The organism is Staphylococcus sp. HMSC13A10 (assembly GCF_001808005.1).
GTDB classification, from domain to species: Bacteria; Bacillota; Bacilli; order Staphylococcales; family Staphylococcaceae; genus Staphylococcus; species Staphylococcus pasteuri.
Map to the genome: position 1 here is coordinate 14,557 of NZ_KV791823.1, position 17,836 is coordinate 32,392.

The window sequence follows — 17,836 nt, forward strand, 5'->3', positions numbered from 1 at the left end:
GTAAAATGAGTTTTAAAATGACTCATTTTACTGGCTTCTTTATTTATCATGCTTTGTGCTATTCTTTTCTCATTGATAATAGATGTTGTTTTAAATCATTTTCTAAGCCTGATAGTTCTTTTTCGGCAGCTTGTCGTTTTTGTCGACCATCATGCTGAATTTGCAATGTTTGCTCGATTGTATCAATAATATCACTTTGAGTTTGTTTTAATGTTTCAATATCTACAACACCACGTTCATTTTCTGTGGCTGTTTCAATAGCATTTTGTTTTAACATCGCGGCATTTTGAGTTAGTAGATCATTAGTAGTATCAGTGACTGCGCGTTGAGCAGATACTGCATTTCTTTGTCGCATGAGCGTTAGGGCAATAGCCATTTGATTTTTCCAAAGTGGAATACTTGTTAAAATCGAACTTTGAATTTTTTCAGCTAAGGCCTGATTAACATTTTGAATCATACGAATTTGTGGGGCAGTTTGTATTGCAATTTGTCTTGAGAGTTGTAAATCATAAATTCTTTTTTCTAATCTATCCACAAATTGTTCCATATCTGCAACTGCTTGTATATCCATTTGATTACCTGATTGTTCTGCTTTATGTTGTAAATTGGGAATCGTTGTTTGTCGTATCTCTTGTTTTTTACGTTGAGCAGCTGCAATATATAACGTTACTTCATCAAAATATTGTTTGTTTTGGTCATATAATCCATCTAATAAATCGATATCTTTTGTTAAATTACCTTTATGCTTTTCCAATTGAATTGTTATACGATCAATTTGAGAACTAACAGATTGCATTTTGGAAAATATTTCATTAATTGAGGCTTGAGTTCTTCTAAAGATACGTTTTAATTTAGATTGTTTGCTTGGGTCTAAATCATTTGGATTAACTGATTTTAACTTACTCATCAATTGATTTAATGAGTCACCGACAGGTCCCATGTCTTTAGATTGAACATCATCTAACATTTGATGAGAGAATTGAGACATATTTTGTTGTAAATTAGTACCAAATGATAATAAGCCATCATGATCTAGCGGTTTAATTTGCTCGCTAATTTGATTGATTTTTTGTTGGTCTTTCTCAGTAAATTGATGTTCAAAATCTTCGACAACTGTATTTGATTGCCCAGTTTGATTATTAATATACTGATCAAGAGGATGTGAGGCCTCACGTTCTAGTTCATTTGACATAGCCATTAATGCTCCTTTCTATATTATTTTTGTCTACGTTGTTGCTCTAATTTGTTTAATTCCATTTCAACATCTAATCGTTCATAATCTTCTTCATTTAATTGTTTTAAGTCTGCTACTAATGTGCGTTTAACCTCATCAAGAGTAATACGCGTTTGTTCTAACTTTTGCTTTTCTTCATGTGATTTCTTAGGCATTTTCGTTAATCTAGTATACGAATCCACTAAATTCAAAGCATTATCTATATGTGAATAGAAAAATCCTTCTACTTTAAAAAACATACCTGGACGTTGTTTCACACTCATATAAATAGAGCGAGATATTCTATAGATATGATTTACTTGTCTGAAGTCTTTAATAGATCGAATATTAATAAATGATTTTAAAATCATTCGAATTTTAGCCTGCGCTTGATTCAATTGACCTCTAACATATCTATATTCTCTTCTAGTTAAACCTATTTCATTTAAATACTTCCGTGATGTTAGCCGTTGGGTAGGGAAGTATGACACTATAAACCCACCCAAACCAATAACAGCATCTATGATAAATGACAGATCTAATCCAAAGATACTAATCATCCAAGCAATAATCGCTACAGGAATACCTACCATCATTCCAAATATTCTTGAAATATTATATCTCAACTGCCATCTTCCTTTTTAAATTAGTTTAAATCGTTTTAAAATCTTTCAATGATTCATCAACATCAAGTGTTTCAATATCATAATTGGTTACATTTGAGGCAGGAGAAGCACCTGAAACAACACTATTAATAAATTGATCTAAACTTTCTGTATCTCCTTGTGCATATATATCTACATAATCATCAACATTTTGTACTGTTCCTTTAATATCATGTTGATTTGCTATTTTCTGTGTATAAAATCTAAAACCGACACCTTGAACTGTGCCGAATACTTGTATATGTTTGCGTTCCACCATAATCACCTCTTAATATCATTATAAGGATAAAACGTTAAAAAAACTAATAATAACTACACTACGTATCGGCCAAAAGTATGAGTCTTCAAACTTGATTTTGTTATACAACAAGTTAAAATTAACATATAGAATTATACAAAGAAGGGGATACATATGTGGACAGTTGCAAAAATTAGAGCTGACTACGAGGGTTGGTGGTTATTTGAAGATTGGCCAGAAAAAATCGTAAAGCAATCTGAGTTTTCATCATATGATGAGATGTTAGAAGAATATCAAGATTTAATTAAAGCTTGCCAAGCCTATTATGATAACTGTGTAATGGGAAAATATAATATGTACGCATTTTACAATAATTGTGATTTAAATTTCTGCGAAGATTGTGATGAAGATTTACAAATATTTTATAGTTTTATTGTTTTAAAAAATAATGAAGTATATTATAATCTTCCAAAAATAGTTTAAATGATAATTTCCTATAATTGTATTGCAATTTTGCTATTTTTAAACTATAATATTAATTAAGCAATAGTTTTATTCCATATTGCAAAAAGTATTTGCTATTATCGTTATGACTAATTAGACCATGTATTTTTTGTAATATGCGAATAACGCATATTGAATGAATTTTAGTCTTGGAGGTTTCAGATTATGAAACAAGGTACAGTTAAATGGTTTAACGCTGAAAAAGGATTCGGCTTCATCGAAGTTGAAGGAGAAAACGACGTATTCGTACATTTCTCAGCAATTAACCAAGATGGTTACAAATCATTAGAAGAAGGTCAATCAGTTGAATTTGAAGTAGTTGAAGGCGACCGCGGACCACAAGCTGCGAACGTTGTAAAACTATAATAAATAGATTGTAACAATTGACTTTATTAACTAACACCTTACCAAGATGTAAGGTGTTTTTTATTGGAGTTTTTATATAAAATTAGCGGTTAGTGATCATAGGGTCACTAACCGTTTTTTATTTGAGGAATAGAAGTATATTAAAGAATAATAATGTAGACAATTTTATATAAATATTATACAATAATTATAACAACTAAAGGGAGGGATTAAAATGGAAAGTTTATTCAAATTATTACATGTATCAATTGGACGCTTTCATATTGGCTATAGAGGCAGACGTGTTAAATGGTAATTAATACACCTACTTTAGAGAATAAGATAAAAATCATCTTATTCTCTATTTTATTAGTAATATTTTCCTCTGCTTCATTAAGTATTTCCATAGGCATTTTTTCTATATTAATAAAAAATGAATTTGTACTTCAACTATGTGCACTACTATCATTTATAATAAGTTTTATAATAATACCAATTCTTTTTATTAAACTTTTTAAGTTAAATAGTGTTGAAGGTTTATCTATTAATGTGAACAAATGTCTGTTAATATTTTTATGTTTTATTTTTATGTCATTTATTACTAAAGACTATTTAATAACATTTTATTTCCTATGTGTAGCTATTGGAGAGGAATATTTATTTAGACATATAATATACAAAATACTTAGTAAGGAATTTAATATAGTACTTATATCGATAATTGGTTCAATTTTATTTGCTTTTTTATTACATCTAAATGAACCTTTTTTAATTAATTTGATTAATAGGTTTCCAAGCAGTATAATATTATATTTTATTCGTTATAATATAAATTTAAGTTTTAGTATAATTACACATTGGATTTATAATTTACTATTAACTTATTTGGGGTGAATTAATGAAATATTATTTTTCTACTTTTATTTTAATTTCAATATTTTACGGGATAATGTGTTATTTTCAATTCAATATTAATGTTTACCTTGCATCAATATTAACGCTTTTAATTCCTACTATTATTACGGGTGTTTTTATTTTTTACTGTAACAAACACTATCAATTTATGATTACAAATAGTCTGTTTAATTTATTATGTTATATCTTATACAGTCTTTATATAATGAATTTACCTAATTATGATTCTTATATTTTAAATTCTAAAAAAACGAATGATCAATTTGAAATTTCTATTGATGAGAATATGATAGCTATACCTCAATTAATTTTTATATTTTTATTTATGACTTCCGTTTTATTTTTATTAATACTTATCAAAAAAAGGAGGGGTTTTAAATGCTAAAATTACAGAATATTAAAAAAACTTATGGTTCTACAACTATCTTAAATAATATTAATTTTGATATGAATAATGGCGATATTATTGGTTTAATTGGTAAAAATGGTTCGGGTAAAACCACTCTAATGAAATTAATTGCTAAAATGCAACGACCTTCTGAAGGGACTATTTCATACAATAACCAAGATATACATATAAATGAAAATATATTTACTGACTTTGGTTTTATGATTAATCAAGTATATTTTCCTAATTATAGCGCGCGTCAAAATTTAGAATTTTATTTAAAAGTAAACAATCAAAATCAATATCTCGATAAAATAAGTGATATTTTAACTTTTGTTGCTTTAGAAGACAATAAAAAGAAGGTTAAAGACTATTCATTTGGTATGAAGCAAAGACTATGTTTAGCAATGTGCTTAATTACAGAACCTAAAATAGCAGTTCTAGATGAACCGTTTGTTGGTTTAGATCCAGTAGGTATTGATCAATTAATTCAACTTTTACAACAATATGCTGCAAAATATCAATCTATATTTTTAATTTCTAGTCATCAGATTAATGAATTAAAACAAATATGTAATCGTTATTTGTTCCTTAACAATGGTGAAATCAAAGAATTAAAATCTACACAATTTGAAAATCGACAATTACTTACATATACAAATCCAATAAAAGATATGCAATCAATCAAACAACAATTTGATTTTATTACGCATATAGATGGCAATACTATAGAAATTATTGACCAAGAAGATAATCTGAAATTAATTCAAAATTACATAGGTAATGATAATACTTTACTCAACATCAAAAATATTGAAGCAGATTATATATCATTATTTAAATAGTTAGGGGATTAAACAATGTTAAACGAAATTTTTAAATTTACAGTAAAGTTAAAGTCATTTTGGGTCTTATTATTAATCAGTTTATATCCATTACTTATTTTTATAGCAGAACTAACACATAGTGATTTTGTTTCATTATCATCAACTGAAAAAAATAGTGTCTCGTTTGCAGAATTACTGATTGCTATTTCTGATACAGAACTTAAATTTTTATTACCCATTGTATTAATAGGTATGATGATTGGTCAAAATTTTAATGATGATATTAAATCAGGCCGCTTAATCTTATTTAAAGATCAAAATAGGGATAAGATATTTAACTATAAATTTTTATCTATTTTATTATTAGTTATTATCTCACGAATAATATTAATCATTTCTAGCATTATCGTATATCTATTCTTTGTTAATAAACACGACTATTCTTCACACTCATTATTCTTAAATGATACATTAGTGAATAAAAGCTTTATATTATCATTAGTAGGTATTTTCAGTACGATTATTATTTTGTTATTTTTAGGAATTTTATCATCAATTAAATTTAATTCAGCTTATACAATTATGATTATGGTAATTGGATACATATTAACTAAAATCGTAGAAATGCTACCTAAATTTAAAGTTCTACCAGTATCTTTTATAAAACTAGAACATGTTCAAGATTTTAATTTTCAGTTAGGTATGATGATAGGGCTAACATTGCTCTACATTATTATTTTTTACGTCATCGCTCGTACATTATTTAAAAAATTACAGTATTAATACAAAATTAAAGGTTCAATACAAGACAATCATTAATTGGTTGTCTTATATTGAACCTTATTTTTTAACTATTTTGTATCATTAATAATCAATTGTCTTAATGATTGACGTTTAATGACTTCACGTGCTTTGCCATCTTTAATAAAGAACACTGATGGCTTTTGCATTTGGTTATAATTTGAAGCCATAGAATAGTGATAAGCACCAGTTGATAATATCGCTAAGTAATCTCCACGTTGTACTGAACTTGGAAGCTTAGCATTTTTAATAATAATATCTCCCGATTCGCACAATTTACCTGCAATTGTCATAGTATCATCCGCTTCTTCATGACGATTAACGAGTAACGCTTGATACTCGGCATCATATAACGATGTTCTAATATGATCACTCATACCACCATCAATAGATACATATTTATTGACTCCAGGAATAACTTTTGTTGTTCCTACTTCATATAGTGTTATACCAGCTTCACCAACAATTGAACGTCCTGGTTCGATGCCTATTTCAGGTGTATCCATATTTAACTTGTTAACTTCTTCTTTAATGGCATCTGTAATTTCAGCAATACCAGTTTCAATAGGGAAGCTAACATCGCCTTCAACATATTTAATTCCAAATCCGCCACCGAGGTTAAGCAATTCAATATCAATATTGTTGTCATTTAACCAATTCAACACAATTTTAGCTGTTTCAATCATTGCTTCAGTACCTTCGATTTGTGAACCAATATGGAAGTGAATACCTTTTAAATGAAGGTGTTTAGTTTGTTTAATTTTATCTACCGCTTCATTAGCTAATCCATAACGGATTGAAAGGCCAAATTTACTATCTTCTTGACCTGTTTGGATAAATTCATGTGTATGTGCTTCTACACCAGGATTGACTCTTAATACTACTTGTACAGTATCATTAGCATAGCGATCAATTAAATCAATTTCTTCTAAAGAATCTATAACAAAATAGCCAATGTTATTTTCTAAAGCATATCTAATTTCATGTTTCGTTTTGTTGTTACCATGGAAGTGGATTCGACTTGGATCAAAACCTGCTTCAAGTGCTGTATATAATTCTCCTTCAGACACTACATCTAAATGTAAATCTTCTTCTTGAACAAGTTTAACCATTTGTATACATGTAAATGCTTTAGAAGCATATGAAATATTATATTTTAACCCGCTTTGTTGAAATGCTTGATGATAACGACGCATTTGATTACGAATTTGATCTTCATCATAAACAATGGTACGGGTACCAAAACTTTGAGCCACTGTTTTAAGACTTGTACCTCCTAATGTTAATTCGCCGTACTCGTTATATTCTACTGTCATATTTATCTATACTCCTTTATAAGAGAATCATGATTCATTGCGCTAAGTTGTTCTGAATTTGCTCCCACACCCTTAAATGTGTATTCGTCTATGCGCATATCTTCATTATATAATACAACTTGGTCTTGTGCATGTACGTTATCGTCAACTTCCACAAACATATGACTCATCATTAATGCACGAATAGGGTAGCGTTTTCCATTAATAAGTGCTTCATGTTGTGCTCTCGTTCTTAAAATACCATCACCATAACCAACATCTACTACTGCAAGTTTCGTATTATCATTTTGAGTTTCAAATGCCCAACTATAACCACAATAATCGCCTTGCTGAACATCACGCACTTGTATAACATTGGCTTTCACTGTTAGTGATTGTTGAATCACTTCTTCATCTAAACTACTATATGGGCGTGAACCATATAATGCGATACCAACTCTTGCATGTGTATGATGGGGAAGAACGACTTGACCTTCACGATAATAACTTGCACTGTTTTGAGCATGGATTAAATCAAAATGATGACCTTCATCTAATAAAGTGTTCAATACTTCTAGCCATGCTGCACGTTCATGGTCATATTCAGGTACACCGAATTCATCTGCATAACCAAAATGAGTCCATAAACCAGAAATAATCATTTTATCTTGATTTGAATTTTGTTGGTGATCTTGTAATACTTCTTGTATTTCGTCTAATGTTTTAAAACCAGAACGATGTAACAAATTTTCAAATTCTAAATGCACATGAATACCATGCAAGTCATTCTTATGTTCATAATAATATTTTAAAGAAGGTAACGTCATATGAATTTCATTTTCACGAACAGTATCAAAATCATACACTGCATTCATAAGAAATACTGTAGCATTAGGCGCTAATTCACGTACTCTTACAGCTTCTTTTAACGAAGTCGTACTGAATGTATCAATTCCTGCTTTTAAAAATTGCTTTACTGCAAATTCTAAACCATAATGATAGGCATTATTTTTAACAACAGCCATAATAGGTTGTTGATTTTTTACTTTCTTTGCATTTTCTAAAAAAGCGTCTGAATCGACTGACCAAATTGCTGTCAATGGTTACACCTCTTTGTAATTTAGTAATAAATGTTCATAATAGTTAGCTACATCAATTAATACTTTTTCATCAAAATTTAAATGAGATGTATGTAATCCTGTTACATAGCCTTTATCTTTATTTCGTGTACCTACAAACACAAAATAAGCTGGTGCTAATAATTGACCATAGAAACTAAAGTCTTCGCCAAATAAAAATGGCGTTGGTTTTTCAATGACTTCTAAGTGAGCATCTTTAAGCGCTTGCTCTACAGGTTTGCGTAATTTAGGATTATTAATTGTGGCAGGGTATCCTTCTTCAAATTTCACTTCACAATCCACATTAAATAGTAGTTTCACACTGTCAGCTATTTTTTGCATTTGATTTTTAACAATAGTTAAATCATCAACATCGTATGTACGAATAGTACCTTCTAGATAACCATGACTTGGTACTGTATTAATCGCTTCACCAGCTTCAAAATGTCCCATATGTACGATATTACGTTTTAAACCATTTAAATGATATTGTTGAATTTGAGCAACTTGGTTTAACACATGTTGTAATGCTTCACCACATGAATATCCTTGTTCTTTATCAGCAACATGACTAGATAAACCTTTTAAATAAAAGCGATATTCAGTTGCACTAGCTGTGATTTCTTCATCTCTAATAACTACTGTGCCTTCATCTGAGAATGGATTCACATGAACACCAAATACTGCTTCAATTGGGTATTGTTCAAAGGCATTTGCATTAATAAGACGATGCGCGCCTCCACCAGTTTCTTCAGCAGGTTGGAAAATAAATACAACATTATGTGGAAGAGTTCCTTTATCAGCCATTGCTTTACAACGTTGTACAAACAACATAAGGGCAGTTGTATGACCATCGTGTCCACAAGCATGCATCACATTGTCATTTTGACTTCGATAGTCTACATCATTTTCTTCGAATATCGGTAAAGCATCAATATCTGCTCTATAAGCAATCGTATGATTACTATTACCTTCTAAATAGGCGATAGCACCTGTTTCTAGCGGTCTTTCAAATGTCACACCTAAGTCATTTAAAAATTGAGTAATATATTCAGTTGTTTCGTATTCATGTAAACTTAATTCAGGATGTTGATGTAAATGTCTTCTATGAGTAGTTACAAATTCTAATTCATTCATCAAAATCATTCCTTTCTCTAAAAATCCCCTAATGACGTTATCATATTTAATGATAATAAAAAGTCGAAACGAAAGGGTGGGGAGCTATCTGTTCTCTAGAAGTTAATCATTTACTCCTTTAAACTTAAACTGCTCAACCACGTCTTCGTTTCAACTTACTTTCATTTACGATATATTAATCGTTTAATTTTCTTAATGCAGACACAATCTCACGTTTAGAATCTTCAACTTCAGAAGTCTGTTTAATCACTTTAGCAGGTGTACCTGCAACAACTGCACCTGCAGGAACATCTTGTGTCACAATAGCGCCAGCTGCAACAATTGCACCTTCACCAACACGTACACCTTCTAAAATAACTGCATTTGCTCCGATTAAAACATTATCTTCGATGACAACTGGTGATGCGCTAGGTGGTTCAATAACACCTGCTAATACTGCACCTGCACCAACATGTACATTTTTACCTGTAGTAGCACGACCACCTAAAGTTGCATTCATATCTACCATAGTACCTTCGCCAACAACTGCACCGATATTAATCGTAGCGCCCATCATTACGACAGCACCATCTTCAATAATCGCTTGTTCACGAATAAATGCACCGGGTTCAATTCTAGCATTCGTATTAGTTAAATCTTTTAAAGGAATCGCAGAATTACGACGGTCCATTTCAATCTCAACATCTTCAAATTGACCTTGATGTTGTTCATAGAATGGTTTCCATTCGTCTGCTTCTACAAAAATCACTTTAGAATTATCTGAACCAAATACTTTAAACGATTCAGGGAAAGTTACATTGTCAAAATTACCGTTAACATAAACTTTTAATGGTGTTGATTTTTTTGCATCACTAATATATTGAATTATTTCTTGGGCTGATAAATGTTGTACCATAATTTCGCTCCTTCAGTTGAATTATAAATTATCGAAAGTATAAAAACCTTTGTCTTTGTGAATTAATTTTTCAGCAGCGCCAATTGCTCCATTGGCAAAGATATCTTTTGATTGTGCTTTATGTGAAATAGTAATTGTTTCATCAGTACCAGCGAATAATACATCATGTTCTCCGACAATTGTACCTCCACGAACTGCATGAATACCTATTTCATCAGGTGTTCGTTTTTCTGATTTATCATGACGATCATATACAGGCGTTGTTTTTTCACGTAATCCTTCAATGACATCATATAGTTTAACTAACGTACCACTAGGGGCATCGACTTTTTTATTGTGATGCGCCTCGGTAAGTTCAATATCAAAATCTTGTAATAGGGGAACAGCCGCTTCTAGAATTTTGGTAAGCGCGTGTATGCCATAACTCATATTCGCACTGAAAAATACTGGCATGTTTTTCCCTAAATCTTCTAGTTTTTCAACTAATTTTTCTTTTTCACCAGTAGTTGCGATAACTAATGGTAATTTGAACGATTCTTCTAATAATGGGAATAATAAATTAGGATTAGAAAAATCTATCGCAACATCGGCATCTTTTGCGTCAGCAATGTGTTCGTATTGTTGATAAGGTGTTGAATCTTTCGGTGTATGTTCGATAACGCCTACAATTTCATGGCCTTTTTCTTCAGCTAATCTAGCAACTCGTTGGTTCATAGCCCCATAACCAATTAAAAGAATTTTCATTATTTTTCACCTGCTTTAAATGTTTCATAAGCTTGTACTAATTTTTTACGATCATTTTCTTCTAATGGTAGAAGAGGTAAGCGTAGTTCATAGCTTCCAAAGCCTTCATGAGCAGTTAATGCTTTGATTGGTATAGGATTTATGTCTACAGATAGAGCATCTAACAATTGTCCAATTGGTTCGAACGCTTTAGTGATATCGTCCCCGTTTTGTTTAGCGTCATATAAATGTTGGAATTCTTTTGGAATAACATTTGCAATGACAGAAATAACGCCATTGCCACCACGTTCGTAGAAATCAACTACATTGTCATCGTTACCACTGTATATTGCAAATTCATTTTGATTAACTCGTTTTTTAACTTCTTCAAAGTAATCAAAGTCATTTGTAGCATCTTTTAAAGCCACAATATATTGATTTTTACTTAACGTTTCAACTGTCTCTGGTTCAATCGTCATATTTGTACGAGAAGGCACATTATATAATACAACTGGTAATTCAACTGCATTTGCAATTGTTTCAAAATGTTGTACTAAACCGCGTTGATTCGTTTTATTATAATAAGGTGTAATTAACATGACTGCATCAGCGCCTAATTGTCTAGCTCGAACAGATGCTTGAATTGATTTTTCAGTATTATTTGTGCCAGTACCTGCAATTACAGGTACTTGTTTATCTACTAAATTTACTACAGTTTCTAATACATGCTCTTTTTCATCGTCATTTAAAGTAGGGCTTTCTGCTGTTGTACCATTTACAATGATTGCTTGAGCATTATTTTCTAGTAAAAATGAAACGTGACTTCTTAAAGCATCATAATCTACCTCGTTATTTACGAATGGTGTAGTTAATGCTACACCTACGCCTTTAAACATGTGTGTCATATTAAAGAACTCCTTTCAATTTTAAAACTTGTTCTAAAACTTGAACTGCGTTTAATGCTGCACCTTTCAATAAATTATCTGATGTACACCATACATGGAATGTATTGTCTAAAGAATCGTCTCTACGAATACGACCTACAAACACTTCATCTTTACCAGTAGAATGTATTGCAAGTGGATATTCATTATTAGCTGGATTATCTACAAGAACTACTCGATCATCTTTGTCAAATAGTGCTTGTATTTCTTCAACAGTTGTATCTTGATTGAATGTGACATCCATTTCCACGCTATGACTATCTTGAACAGGTACACGAACACATGTAGCAGTTACTTTTAAATCTTTATCATTTAAAATCTTACGTGTTTCATCAATCATTTTTTGCTCTTCTTTTGTATAACCATTTTCTAAAAATACATCAATGTGTGGTAACACATTATTATAAATAGGGTGAGGATATGCTTCAGGTTCTTTACCATTGGCACCCTCAGATAAATCTTTTTTACCCTTAATACCAGATCCTGAAACCGCTTGATATGTTGTATAAGCAACACGTTTTAAACCAAACGCTTCTTGTAATACTTTTAACGGTACAACTGATTGAATTGTAGAACAGTTTGGGTTTGCAATAATTCCTCTAGTGAATTTAGGTTCATTGACTTCTGGAACTACTAAGTCTACATCTTCTGCCATACGCCATTGACTAGAATTATCGATAACAATAGCGCCAGCTTGTTCAAATAGTGGGGCGAAATGTTCACTTGTACCGCCACCAGCACTCATTAATACATAGTCAAAATGTTCACTTGCTGCTTCGTCAGTTAATTCTTGTACTGTATATGTTTGTCCTTGAAATTCTATATTTTGACCAGCAGAACGTGCTGAAGAAAATAACACTAATTCGTCAAAGGGAATTGCTTTTCTATCTAATGTTTCTAACATTTTTGTTCCTACTAATCCTGTTGCGCCAACTACTGCTAATTTTGTCATGTGTAAGTCACTCCGTTTTCAATATTATTAATATTGTGAAAAATTAAGTTAAATCATTTATATATCAAAAGCACCGTATAGTTCTTCGACAGCTTTTTCACCATTTTCAGCATCAATGACATAAGAAATACTAATTTCTGATGTGGTTGTTTGGTAGAAGGGGATTTTAGCATTAATTAAAGTTATAAATGCTTTAGATGCAACACCTGACATATCTCTCATACCTGAACCAATTAAAGAAATTTTTACATAAGCTTCGTTAATTTTATAATCAAGAGCTTCAAAATTAACTGCTAACTGTTCTAAAATTTGTGAGATTTGATGTACATCTGTGTCTTTAATACTAAATGATAATTGTAATCCTTCATGGTTAACGATTTGGGAAATCATATCCACGTTAACTGAGCCTTCTTCTAATTCAGTGAATAATTGTGTTAATAAACGATTATCTGGTAGGGGATATGTGATTGTAACATGCATCATGTGTTTATCTAATGCGACCCCAGTTACTGCTTTTTTCTCTAATAAATCACTTCTAGACATAATCCATGTTCCTTTCACATTTGATAAAGTTCTTCCTAAATATAGTGGAATATTGTAATTTTTAGCCAATTCAACACTGCGCGTCTCAAGCACGCCAGCACCAAGTGCACTCATTTCCATCATCTCTTCATAAGATACATACTCTAAGCGTTTAGCATGACTTAAAATTCGAGGATCTGTGGCATATACACCATCTACATCTGTATAGATTTCACAAGGTATGTTATTGCTAGCTGCTAATGCCACTGCTGTAGTATCAGAGCCACCTCGACCTAATGTAGTTAATTCATGGTTCTCATTAATTCCTTGAAAACCAGCAATCACAAGCACATCATGTTTCTCAAATGCATCAGTGAAGGTTGAAGGGTTAATTTCAGCAATTTTACTTTTTAAGTGATGTCCAATTGTTTTAATTCCAGCTTGGTATCCAGTCATGGCTTTAGCACTAACACCAATATCGTTTAGCACCATAGACAAATACGAAACTGTTTGTTGCTCTCCAGTTGTTAAAAGTAGGGCAAGTTCTTGCTCTTTTGGAGTTGACGTTAAGGTTGATACATTTTCCATCAATTGATCTGTAGTTTTACCCATAGCACTCACTACAACAATCAGTTGTTCATCTTGTTCAACTCGATCTTTTAACATGTTTGCTATATTTTTAATCTTTGTAAAATCGCTGACGGAAGATCCGCCAAATTTCAAAACACTTCTATTCAAAATTTGTCCTCCTCAGTTAGTAGGGAGACCCACCTATTCAATAAAAAAAGAACAAGTCTGGAATGCGACTTGTTCTACATTTATGTACAAGTGATGCACTCCATTATTATCAAATAATGACAAACTCTTAGCTCTTAACCAAAAAGTCCAACAAATGATATCTGCTATTATCATTCGTTTCGGCATTGCCCCCTTTCAATATTAGCTGTTAGCAGACAGTAATCTAATATTTACTCATGTTTAATGCGCCTCATCAAAATCTTATTCAATTGATATGTTTTTATTATACATATCTGACATGTGACTGTAAACCGATAATTGTGATTTTTTCAAATAAACAGAAAATTTTAAAGCCACTTTCTTTTAGCAAAGATTAGTGGCTTTTATGCAAAAGTTTGATTAAAACTTTTGTATTCCTTAAAACCTTATAGCATTTTAATGCTTAGTATCGCTTGTGCAATCGTTAGAAGAACGAGTGTATTCCTTTTTAACTTCTTTCAAAGATCAATAGTTTTTATGCAATCGTTTGTTAAAAATCTTAATAAAATAGGGGACTAAAATCCCATAAAAAACCCTTAAGTGACATCAACATTCACTTAAGGGTAATCAATATAATTTAATTATTGTAATACTCCAATTTCTTGTAAGTACTCTTCATAAGGAATTTCTTTTGAAACAGAACCTTGTGGATTTAAATCAATTACACGGTTAGCAATAGTGTTAATGAATTCAAAGTCATATGACGTAAAAATAAGTGAACCTTTAAATGATTTTAATCCATCATTGACTGCAGTAATACTTTCTAAGTCTAAATGGTTAGTTGGTTCATCTAATAATAATACATTCGCACTTGAAAGCATCATTTTACTTAACATACAACGTACTTTCTCTCCACCTGATAACACGCTTGCTTTTTTCTTAACTTCTTCACCACTAAACAACATACGCCCTAAGAAACCACGTAAGAACGTTTCAGTCTGTTCATCTTCTGGTGCATATTGACGTAACCAATCAACAAGATTCATGTTTACACCATCAAAGTATTCAGAGTTATCTTTAGGGAAGTAACTTAATGAAGTTGTAACACCCCATTTATATGAACCTTCGTCTGGTTCCATTTCACCAGCTAAAATTTTAAGTAGGGTAGTTTTAGCAATTTCACTATCTCCAATTAAAATAGCTTTATCGTTAGGGTTCATCGTAAATGAAATATTATCTAATACTTTTTCACCGTCAATTGTTTTAGAAAGATTTTGAACACTTAACAAGTCATTACCAATTTCTCTTTCTGGAGTGAATTTTACATATGGATAACGTCTAGATGATGGTTGAATATCATCTAATTCGATTTTTTCTAATTGTTTTTTACGACTTGTTGCTTGTTTAGATTTAGAAGCATTTGCAGAGAAACGTGCCACGAAATCTTGAAGTTCTTTAATTTTTTCTTCTTTTTTCTTATTTTGTTCTTGTGCCATTTTTTGAGCTAATTGACTTGATTGATACCAGAAATCATAGTTACCAACATAAACTTTAATTTTACCAAAGTCTAAATCTGCAATATGTGTACATACATTATTTAAGAAGTGACGGTCATGTGATACTACGATGACTGTATTTTCAAAATTAATTAAGAAATCTTCTAACCAACTAATAGCTGGAATATCTAAACCATTGGTAGGCTCATCTAGTAATAGTACATCTGGATCGCCAAATAAACTTTGCGCTAATAATACTTTTACTTTTTGATTATTTTCAAGTTCAGACATCTTTTTGTCTTGTAAAGATGCGTCAATACCTAAACCAGATAGTAAGTTTGCAGCATCTGCTTCTGCGTTCCAACCATTCATCTCAGCAAATTCGCCTTCAAGTTCAGCAGCACGAATTCCATCTTCATCACTGAAATCTGGTTTCATATAAATTTCATCTTTTTCTTTCATTACTTCATATAAACGTTCGTGACCTTTAATAACTACATCAAGTACACGTTCGTCTTCATATGCAAAGTGGTCCTGTTTTAAAATTGCTAATCTTTCATCTTTACCTAGTGATACATGACCAGTTTGTGAATCTAACTCACCAGATAATATTTTTAAGAAAGTAGATTTACCTGCACCATTCGCTCCAATTAATCCATAGCAATTACCATCAGTAAATTTAATATTTACATCTTCAAATAGTTTACGATCGCCAAAACGTAAACTTACATCAGTTACTTGTAACATGCATTTGCTCCTTTTTATATCGTTATTCTAACGGAAGAATTATATCATATTATTAAGATACTTTCGACCACCTACAACTTGTAATGATAGATTACTCCGCTCATGTTATACTATAAAAGAATAAATGACTCGAAGGAGAATATAATGGCACTAGAAAAAGATATCGTAGGTTCAATTGAATTTCTTGAAGTTACCGGCTTACAAGGTTCGACTTATATGTTAAAAGGACCAAACGGAGAACAAGTTAAACTGAATCAATCAGAAGTAAATGAAGAAGATGAATTACAAGTAGGTGAAGAATATAGTTTCTTTATCTATCCAAATAGATCAGGAGAATTATTTGCAACGCAAAATATGCCTGATATCACTAAAGATAAATATGATTTTGCAAAAGTATTAAAAGTAGACCGTGATGGTGCACGAGTTGATGTAGGTTTACCAAGAGAAGTATTGATACCATGGGAAGATTTACCAAAAGTTAAAACACTTTGGCCAGAAGCTGGTGACAAACTACTTGTTACTCTAAGAATCGATAGAGAAAATCAAATGTTTGCTCGTTTAGCAAGTGAAGGTATTGTAGATAATATGTACACGCCAGTTCATGATGATAGTAAGCAAAATGAAATGTTAGAAGCTAGACCTTATCGTGTCTTACGTGTAGGTAGTTTCTTATTAAGTACGGAAGGCTACAAAGTCTTCGTACATGAATCAGAACGTAAAGCTGAACCTAGACTAGGTGAGTTAGTTAAAGTACGTATCATTGGCCATAATGAACAAGGTGAGCTAAATGGTTCATTCTTGCCATTAGCACATGAACGACTAGACGATGATGGACAAGTCATTTTTGATTTATTAGTTGAATACGACGGTGAATTACCATTTTGGGATAAATCAAGTCCAGAAGCCATTAAAGAAGTGTTTAACATGAGTAAAGGTTCATTTAAACGTGCTATCGGACATTTATATAAACAAAAAATCATCAATATTGAAACAGGTAAAATTAGTTTAACTAAAAAAGGTTGGTCTCGCACTGAAAACAACCAAGATAATTAATACAAAATCTTATTTCTTCTATTAAAAAGGTAAAAATAATTTAATAACAACTATGTATTGCGTTGATTGAAACTTATATTTCAATCGACGCTATTTTTATGTTAACGATACTTACTTTAATATTTCCTCTTCTACTGAATTTCTCCTAAATCTTTGAATAATCTCAATACGATTAAAGTCTAAAAAGCTGATATATATAAGAATTTCTAATAACTTAACATAACTAAATCTAAACTTAACAAAACATTTACATTAACATAGTTTTTAATTAACAATGATTCGTTAATATTAGAACTGTAAGAAATACATATAACATTTGGGTTATTTATATTAGGAGGATG

The 17,836-nt window shown here is 31.1% G+C and carries 19 protein-coding genes and 1 riboswitch; of the genes, 7 read left to right on the forward strand and 12 right to left on the reverse strand.

All coding sequences use genetic code 11. The features are described from left to right. Positions 1 to 58 precede the first annotated feature (58 nt). Genes HMPREF3125_RS00070 through HMPREF3125_RS00080 form a run of 3 tightly spaced genes read right to left on the reverse strand, consistent with a single transcriptional unit; the run spans position 59 to position 2,134 of the window. Entirely contained in the window at positions 59 to 1,192 is a 1,134-nt protein-coding gene (locus tag HMPREF3125_RS00070) for a toxic anion resistance protein (protein ID WP_070451425.1), read from the reverse strand. A 23-nt stretch (positions 1,193 to 1,215) separates the two neighbouring features. Then, positions 1,216 to 1,839, reverse strand: coding sequence for a 5-bromo-4-chloroindolyl phosphate hydrolysis family protein (locus tag HMPREF3125_RS00075; RefSeq protein ID WP_070451188.1), 624 nt, complete (start codon positions 1,837 to 1,839; stop codon positions 1,216 to 1,218). 25 nt (positions 1,840 to 1,864) lie between these two features. Then, positions 1,865 to 2,134, reverse strand: coding sequence for an acylphosphatase (locus HMPREF3125_RS00080; protein WP_026083438.1), 270 nt, complete (start codon positions 2,132 to 2,134; stop codon positions 1,865 to 1,867). Positions 2,135 to 2,290: 156 nt separating this feature from the next. Here HMPREF3125_RS00080 and msaA point away from each other — a divergent pair, with 156 nt between their 5' ends. The 6 genes from msaA to HMPREF3125_RS00110 all read left to right on the forward strand — a co-directional run bounded on the left by msaA (position 2,291) and on the right by HMPREF3125_RS00110 (position 5,878). Beyond that, positions 2,291 to 2,599, forward strand: coding sequence for a regulatory protein MsaA (msaA, locus tag HMPREF3125_RS00085; RefSeq protein WP_017636529.1), 309 nt, complete (start codon positions 2,291 to 2,293; stop codon positions 2,597 to 2,599). A 186-nt stretch (positions 2,600 to 2,785) separates the two neighbouring features. Beyond that, positions 2,786 to 2,986, forward strand: coding sequence for a cold shock protein CspA (gene cspA, locus HMPREF3125_RS00090; protein ID WP_002433901.1), 201 nt, complete (start codon positions 2,786 to 2,788; stop codon positions 2,984 to 2,986). A 567-nt stretch (positions 2,987 to 3,553) separates the two neighbouring features. Continuing rightward, positions 3,554 to 3,859, forward strand: a complete 306-nt coding sequence (locus HMPREF3125_RS13165; protein WP_186803558.1) for a CPBP family intramembrane glutamic endopeptidase — start codon at positions 3,554 to 3,556, stop codon at positions 3,857 to 3,859. A gap of 4 nt (positions 3,860 to 3,863) precedes the next feature. Then, positions 3,864 to 4,265 (forward strand): Msa family membrane protein, encoded by a 402-nt coding sequence (locus HMPREF3125_RS13170; protein WP_046466669.1) that lies wholly within the window; start codon positions 3,864 to 3,866, stop codon positions 4,263 to 4,265. Continuing rightward, positions 4,259 to 5,113: an ABC transporter ATP-binding protein gene (locus HMPREF3125_RS00105; RefSeq protein ID WP_070451191.1), complete on the forward strand. Its 855-nt coding sequence runs from the start codon at positions 4,259 to 4,261 to the stop codon at positions 5,111 to 5,113. Before HMPREF3125_RS13170 ends, HMPREF3125_RS00105 begins: the two co-directional genes overlap by 7 nt. Before the next feature lie 15 nt (positions 5,114 to 5,128). Continuing rightward, positions 5,129 to 5,878: a hypothetical protein gene (locus HMPREF3125_RS00110; RefSeq protein ID WP_052728880.1), complete on the forward strand. Its 750-nt coding sequence runs from the start codon at positions 5,129 to 5,131 to the stop codon at positions 5,876 to 5,878. A 68-nt stretch (positions 5,879 to 5,946) separates the two neighbouring features. Here HMPREF3125_RS00110 and lysA read toward each other — a convergent pair whose 3' ends face one another. The 9 genes from lysA to HMPREF3125_RS00155 form a co-directional block, all read right to left on the reverse strand. Beyond that, positions 5,947 to 7,212, reverse strand: coding sequence for a diaminopimelate decarboxylase (gene lysA, locus HMPREF3125_RS00115; RefSeq protein WP_070451193.1), 1,266 nt, complete (start codon positions 7,210 to 7,212; stop codon positions 5,947 to 5,949). 2 nt (positions 7,213 to 7,214) lie between these two features. After that, entirely contained in the window at positions 7,215 to 8,291 is a 1,077-nt protein-coding gene (locus tag HMPREF3125_RS00120; protein ID WP_070451195.1) for an alanine racemase, read from the reverse strand. Positions 8,292 to 8,294: 3 nt separating this feature from the next. Continuing rightward, positions 8,295 to 9,446, reverse strand: a complete 1,152-nt coding sequence (locus HMPREF3125_RS00125; RefSeq protein WP_070451197.1) for an amidohydrolase — start codon at positions 9,444 to 9,446, stop codon at positions 8,295 to 8,297. A 175-nt stretch (positions 9,447 to 9,621) separates the two neighbouring features. Next, on the reverse strand, positions 9,622 to 10,341 hold the full coding sequence (dapD, locus tag HMPREF3125_RS00130; protein WP_017636968.1) for a 2,3,4,5-tetrahydropyridine-2,6-dicarboxylate N-acetyltransferase: 720 nt from the start codon (positions 10,339 to 10,341) through the stop codon (positions 9,622 to 9,624). Positions 10,342 to 10,362: 21 nt separating this feature from the next. Continuing rightward, positions 10,363 to 11,085 carry a 4-hydroxy-tetrahydrodipicolinate reductase gene (dapB, locus tag HMPREF3125_RS00135; RefSeq protein ID WP_017636969.1) on the reverse strand — a complete coding sequence of 241 codons (723 nt, stop codon included), beginning with the start codon at positions 11,083 to 11,085 and terminating at the stop codon, positions 10,363 to 10,365. Beyond that, the gene (dapA, locus tag HMPREF3125_RS00140) at positions 11,085 to 11,969 is read right to left on the reverse strand and encodes a 4-hydroxy-tetrahydrodipicolinate synthase (RefSeq protein ID WP_070451198.1); all 885 of its coding nucleotides are present in this window, start codon (positions 11,967 to 11,969) and stop codon (positions 11,085 to 11,087) included. Before dapA ends, dapB begins: the two co-directional genes overlap by 1 nt. A gap of 1 nt (position 11,970) precedes the next feature. Next, positions 11,971 to 12,960 (reverse strand): aspartate-semialdehyde dehydrogenase, encoded by a 990-nt coding sequence (locus HMPREF3125_RS00145; RefSeq protein WP_070451200.1) that lies wholly within the window; start codon positions 12,958 to 12,960, stop codon positions 11,971 to 11,973. Positions 12,961 to 13,017: 57 nt separating this feature from the next. Further along, on the reverse strand, positions 13,018 to 14,223 hold the full coding sequence (locus HMPREF3125_RS00150) for an aspartate kinase (protein ID WP_141738031.1): 1,206 nt from the start codon (positions 14,221 to 14,223) through the stop codon (positions 13,018 to 13,020). An 82-nt stretch (positions 14,224 to 14,305) separates the two neighbouring features. Beyond that, positions 14,306 to 14,482: riboswitch (Lysine riboswitch) on the reverse strand. Positions 14,483 to 14,840: 358 nt separating this feature from the next. Further along, complete coding sequence (locus HMPREF3125_RS00155) at positions 14,841 to 16,442, reverse strand: ABC-F family ATP-binding cassette domain-containing protein (protein WP_017636973.1); 1,602 nt, start codon at positions 16,440 to 16,442, stop codon at positions 14,841 to 14,843. 144 nt (positions 16,443 to 16,586) lie between these two features. On the opposite strand from HMPREF3125_RS00155, the gene cvfB reads away from it, so the two are divergent. Further along, positions 16,587 to 17,495, forward strand: coding sequence for an RNA-binding virulence regulatory protein CvfB (cvfB, locus tag HMPREF3125_RS00160; RefSeq protein ID WP_017636974.1), 909 nt, complete (start codon positions 16,587 to 16,589; stop codon positions 17,493 to 17,495). Positions 17,496 to 17,836 lie beyond the last annotated feature (341 nt).

Bases quoted from the DNA above. Each gene is read 5' to 3' on its own strand.
- HMPREF3125_RS00070 (WP_070451425.1), bottom strand. From the start codon at position 1,192: ATGTCAAATGAACTAGAACGTGAGGCCTCACATCCTCTTGATCAGTAT.
- msaA (WP_017636529.1), top strand. From the start codon at position 2,291: ATGTGGACAGTTGCAAAAATTAGAGCTGACTACGAGGGTTGGTGGTTA.
- cspA (WP_002433901.1), top strand. From the start codon at position 2,786: ATGAAACAAGGTACAGTTAAATGGTTTAACGCTGAAAAAGGATTCGGC.
- HMPREF3125_RS13165 (WP_186803558.1), top strand. From the start codon at position 3,554: ATGTCATTTATTACTAAAGACTATTTAATAACATTTTATTTCCTATGT.
- HMPREF3125_RS13170 (WP_046466669.1), top strand. From the start codon at position 3,864: ATGAAATATTATTTTTCTACTTTTATTTTAATTTCAATATTTTACGGG.
- HMPREF3125_RS00105 (WP_070451191.1), top strand. From the start codon at position 4,259: ATGCTAAAATTACAGAATATTAAAAAAACTTATGGTTCTACAACTATC.
- HMPREF3125_RS00110 (WP_052728880.1), top strand. From the start codon at position 5,129: ATGTTAAACGAAATTTTTAAATTTACAGTAAAGTTAAAGTCATTTTGG.
- lysA (WP_070451193.1), bottom strand. From the start codon at position 7,212: ATGACAGTAGAATATAACGAGTACGGCGAATTAACATTAGGAGGTACA.
- HMPREF3125_RS00125 (WP_070451197.1), bottom strand. From the start codon at position 9,446: ATGAATGAATTAGAATTTGTAACTACTCATAGAAGACATTTACATCAA.
- dapD (WP_017636968.1), bottom strand. From the start codon at position 10,341: ATGGTACAACATTTATCAGCCCAAGAAATAATTCAATATATTAGTGAT.
- dapB (WP_017636969.1), bottom strand. From the start codon at position 11,085: ATGAAAATTCTTTTAATTGGTTATGGGGCTATGAACCAACGAGTTGCT.
- dapA (WP_070451198.1), bottom strand. From the start codon at position 11,969: ATGACACACATGTTTAAAGGCGTAGGTGTAGCATTAACTACACCATTC.
- HMPREF3125_RS00145 (WP_070451200.1), bottom strand. From the start codon at position 12,960: ATGACAAAATTAGCAGTAGTTGGCGCAACAGGATTAGTAGGAACAAAA.
- HMPREF3125_RS00155 (WP_017636973.1), bottom strand. From the start codon at position 16,442: ATGTTACAAGTAACTGATGTAAGTTTACGTTTTGGCGATCGTAAACTA.
- cvfB (WP_017636974.1), top strand. From the start codon at position 16,587: ATGGCACTAGAAAAAGATATCGTAGGTTCAATTGAATTTCTTGAAGTT.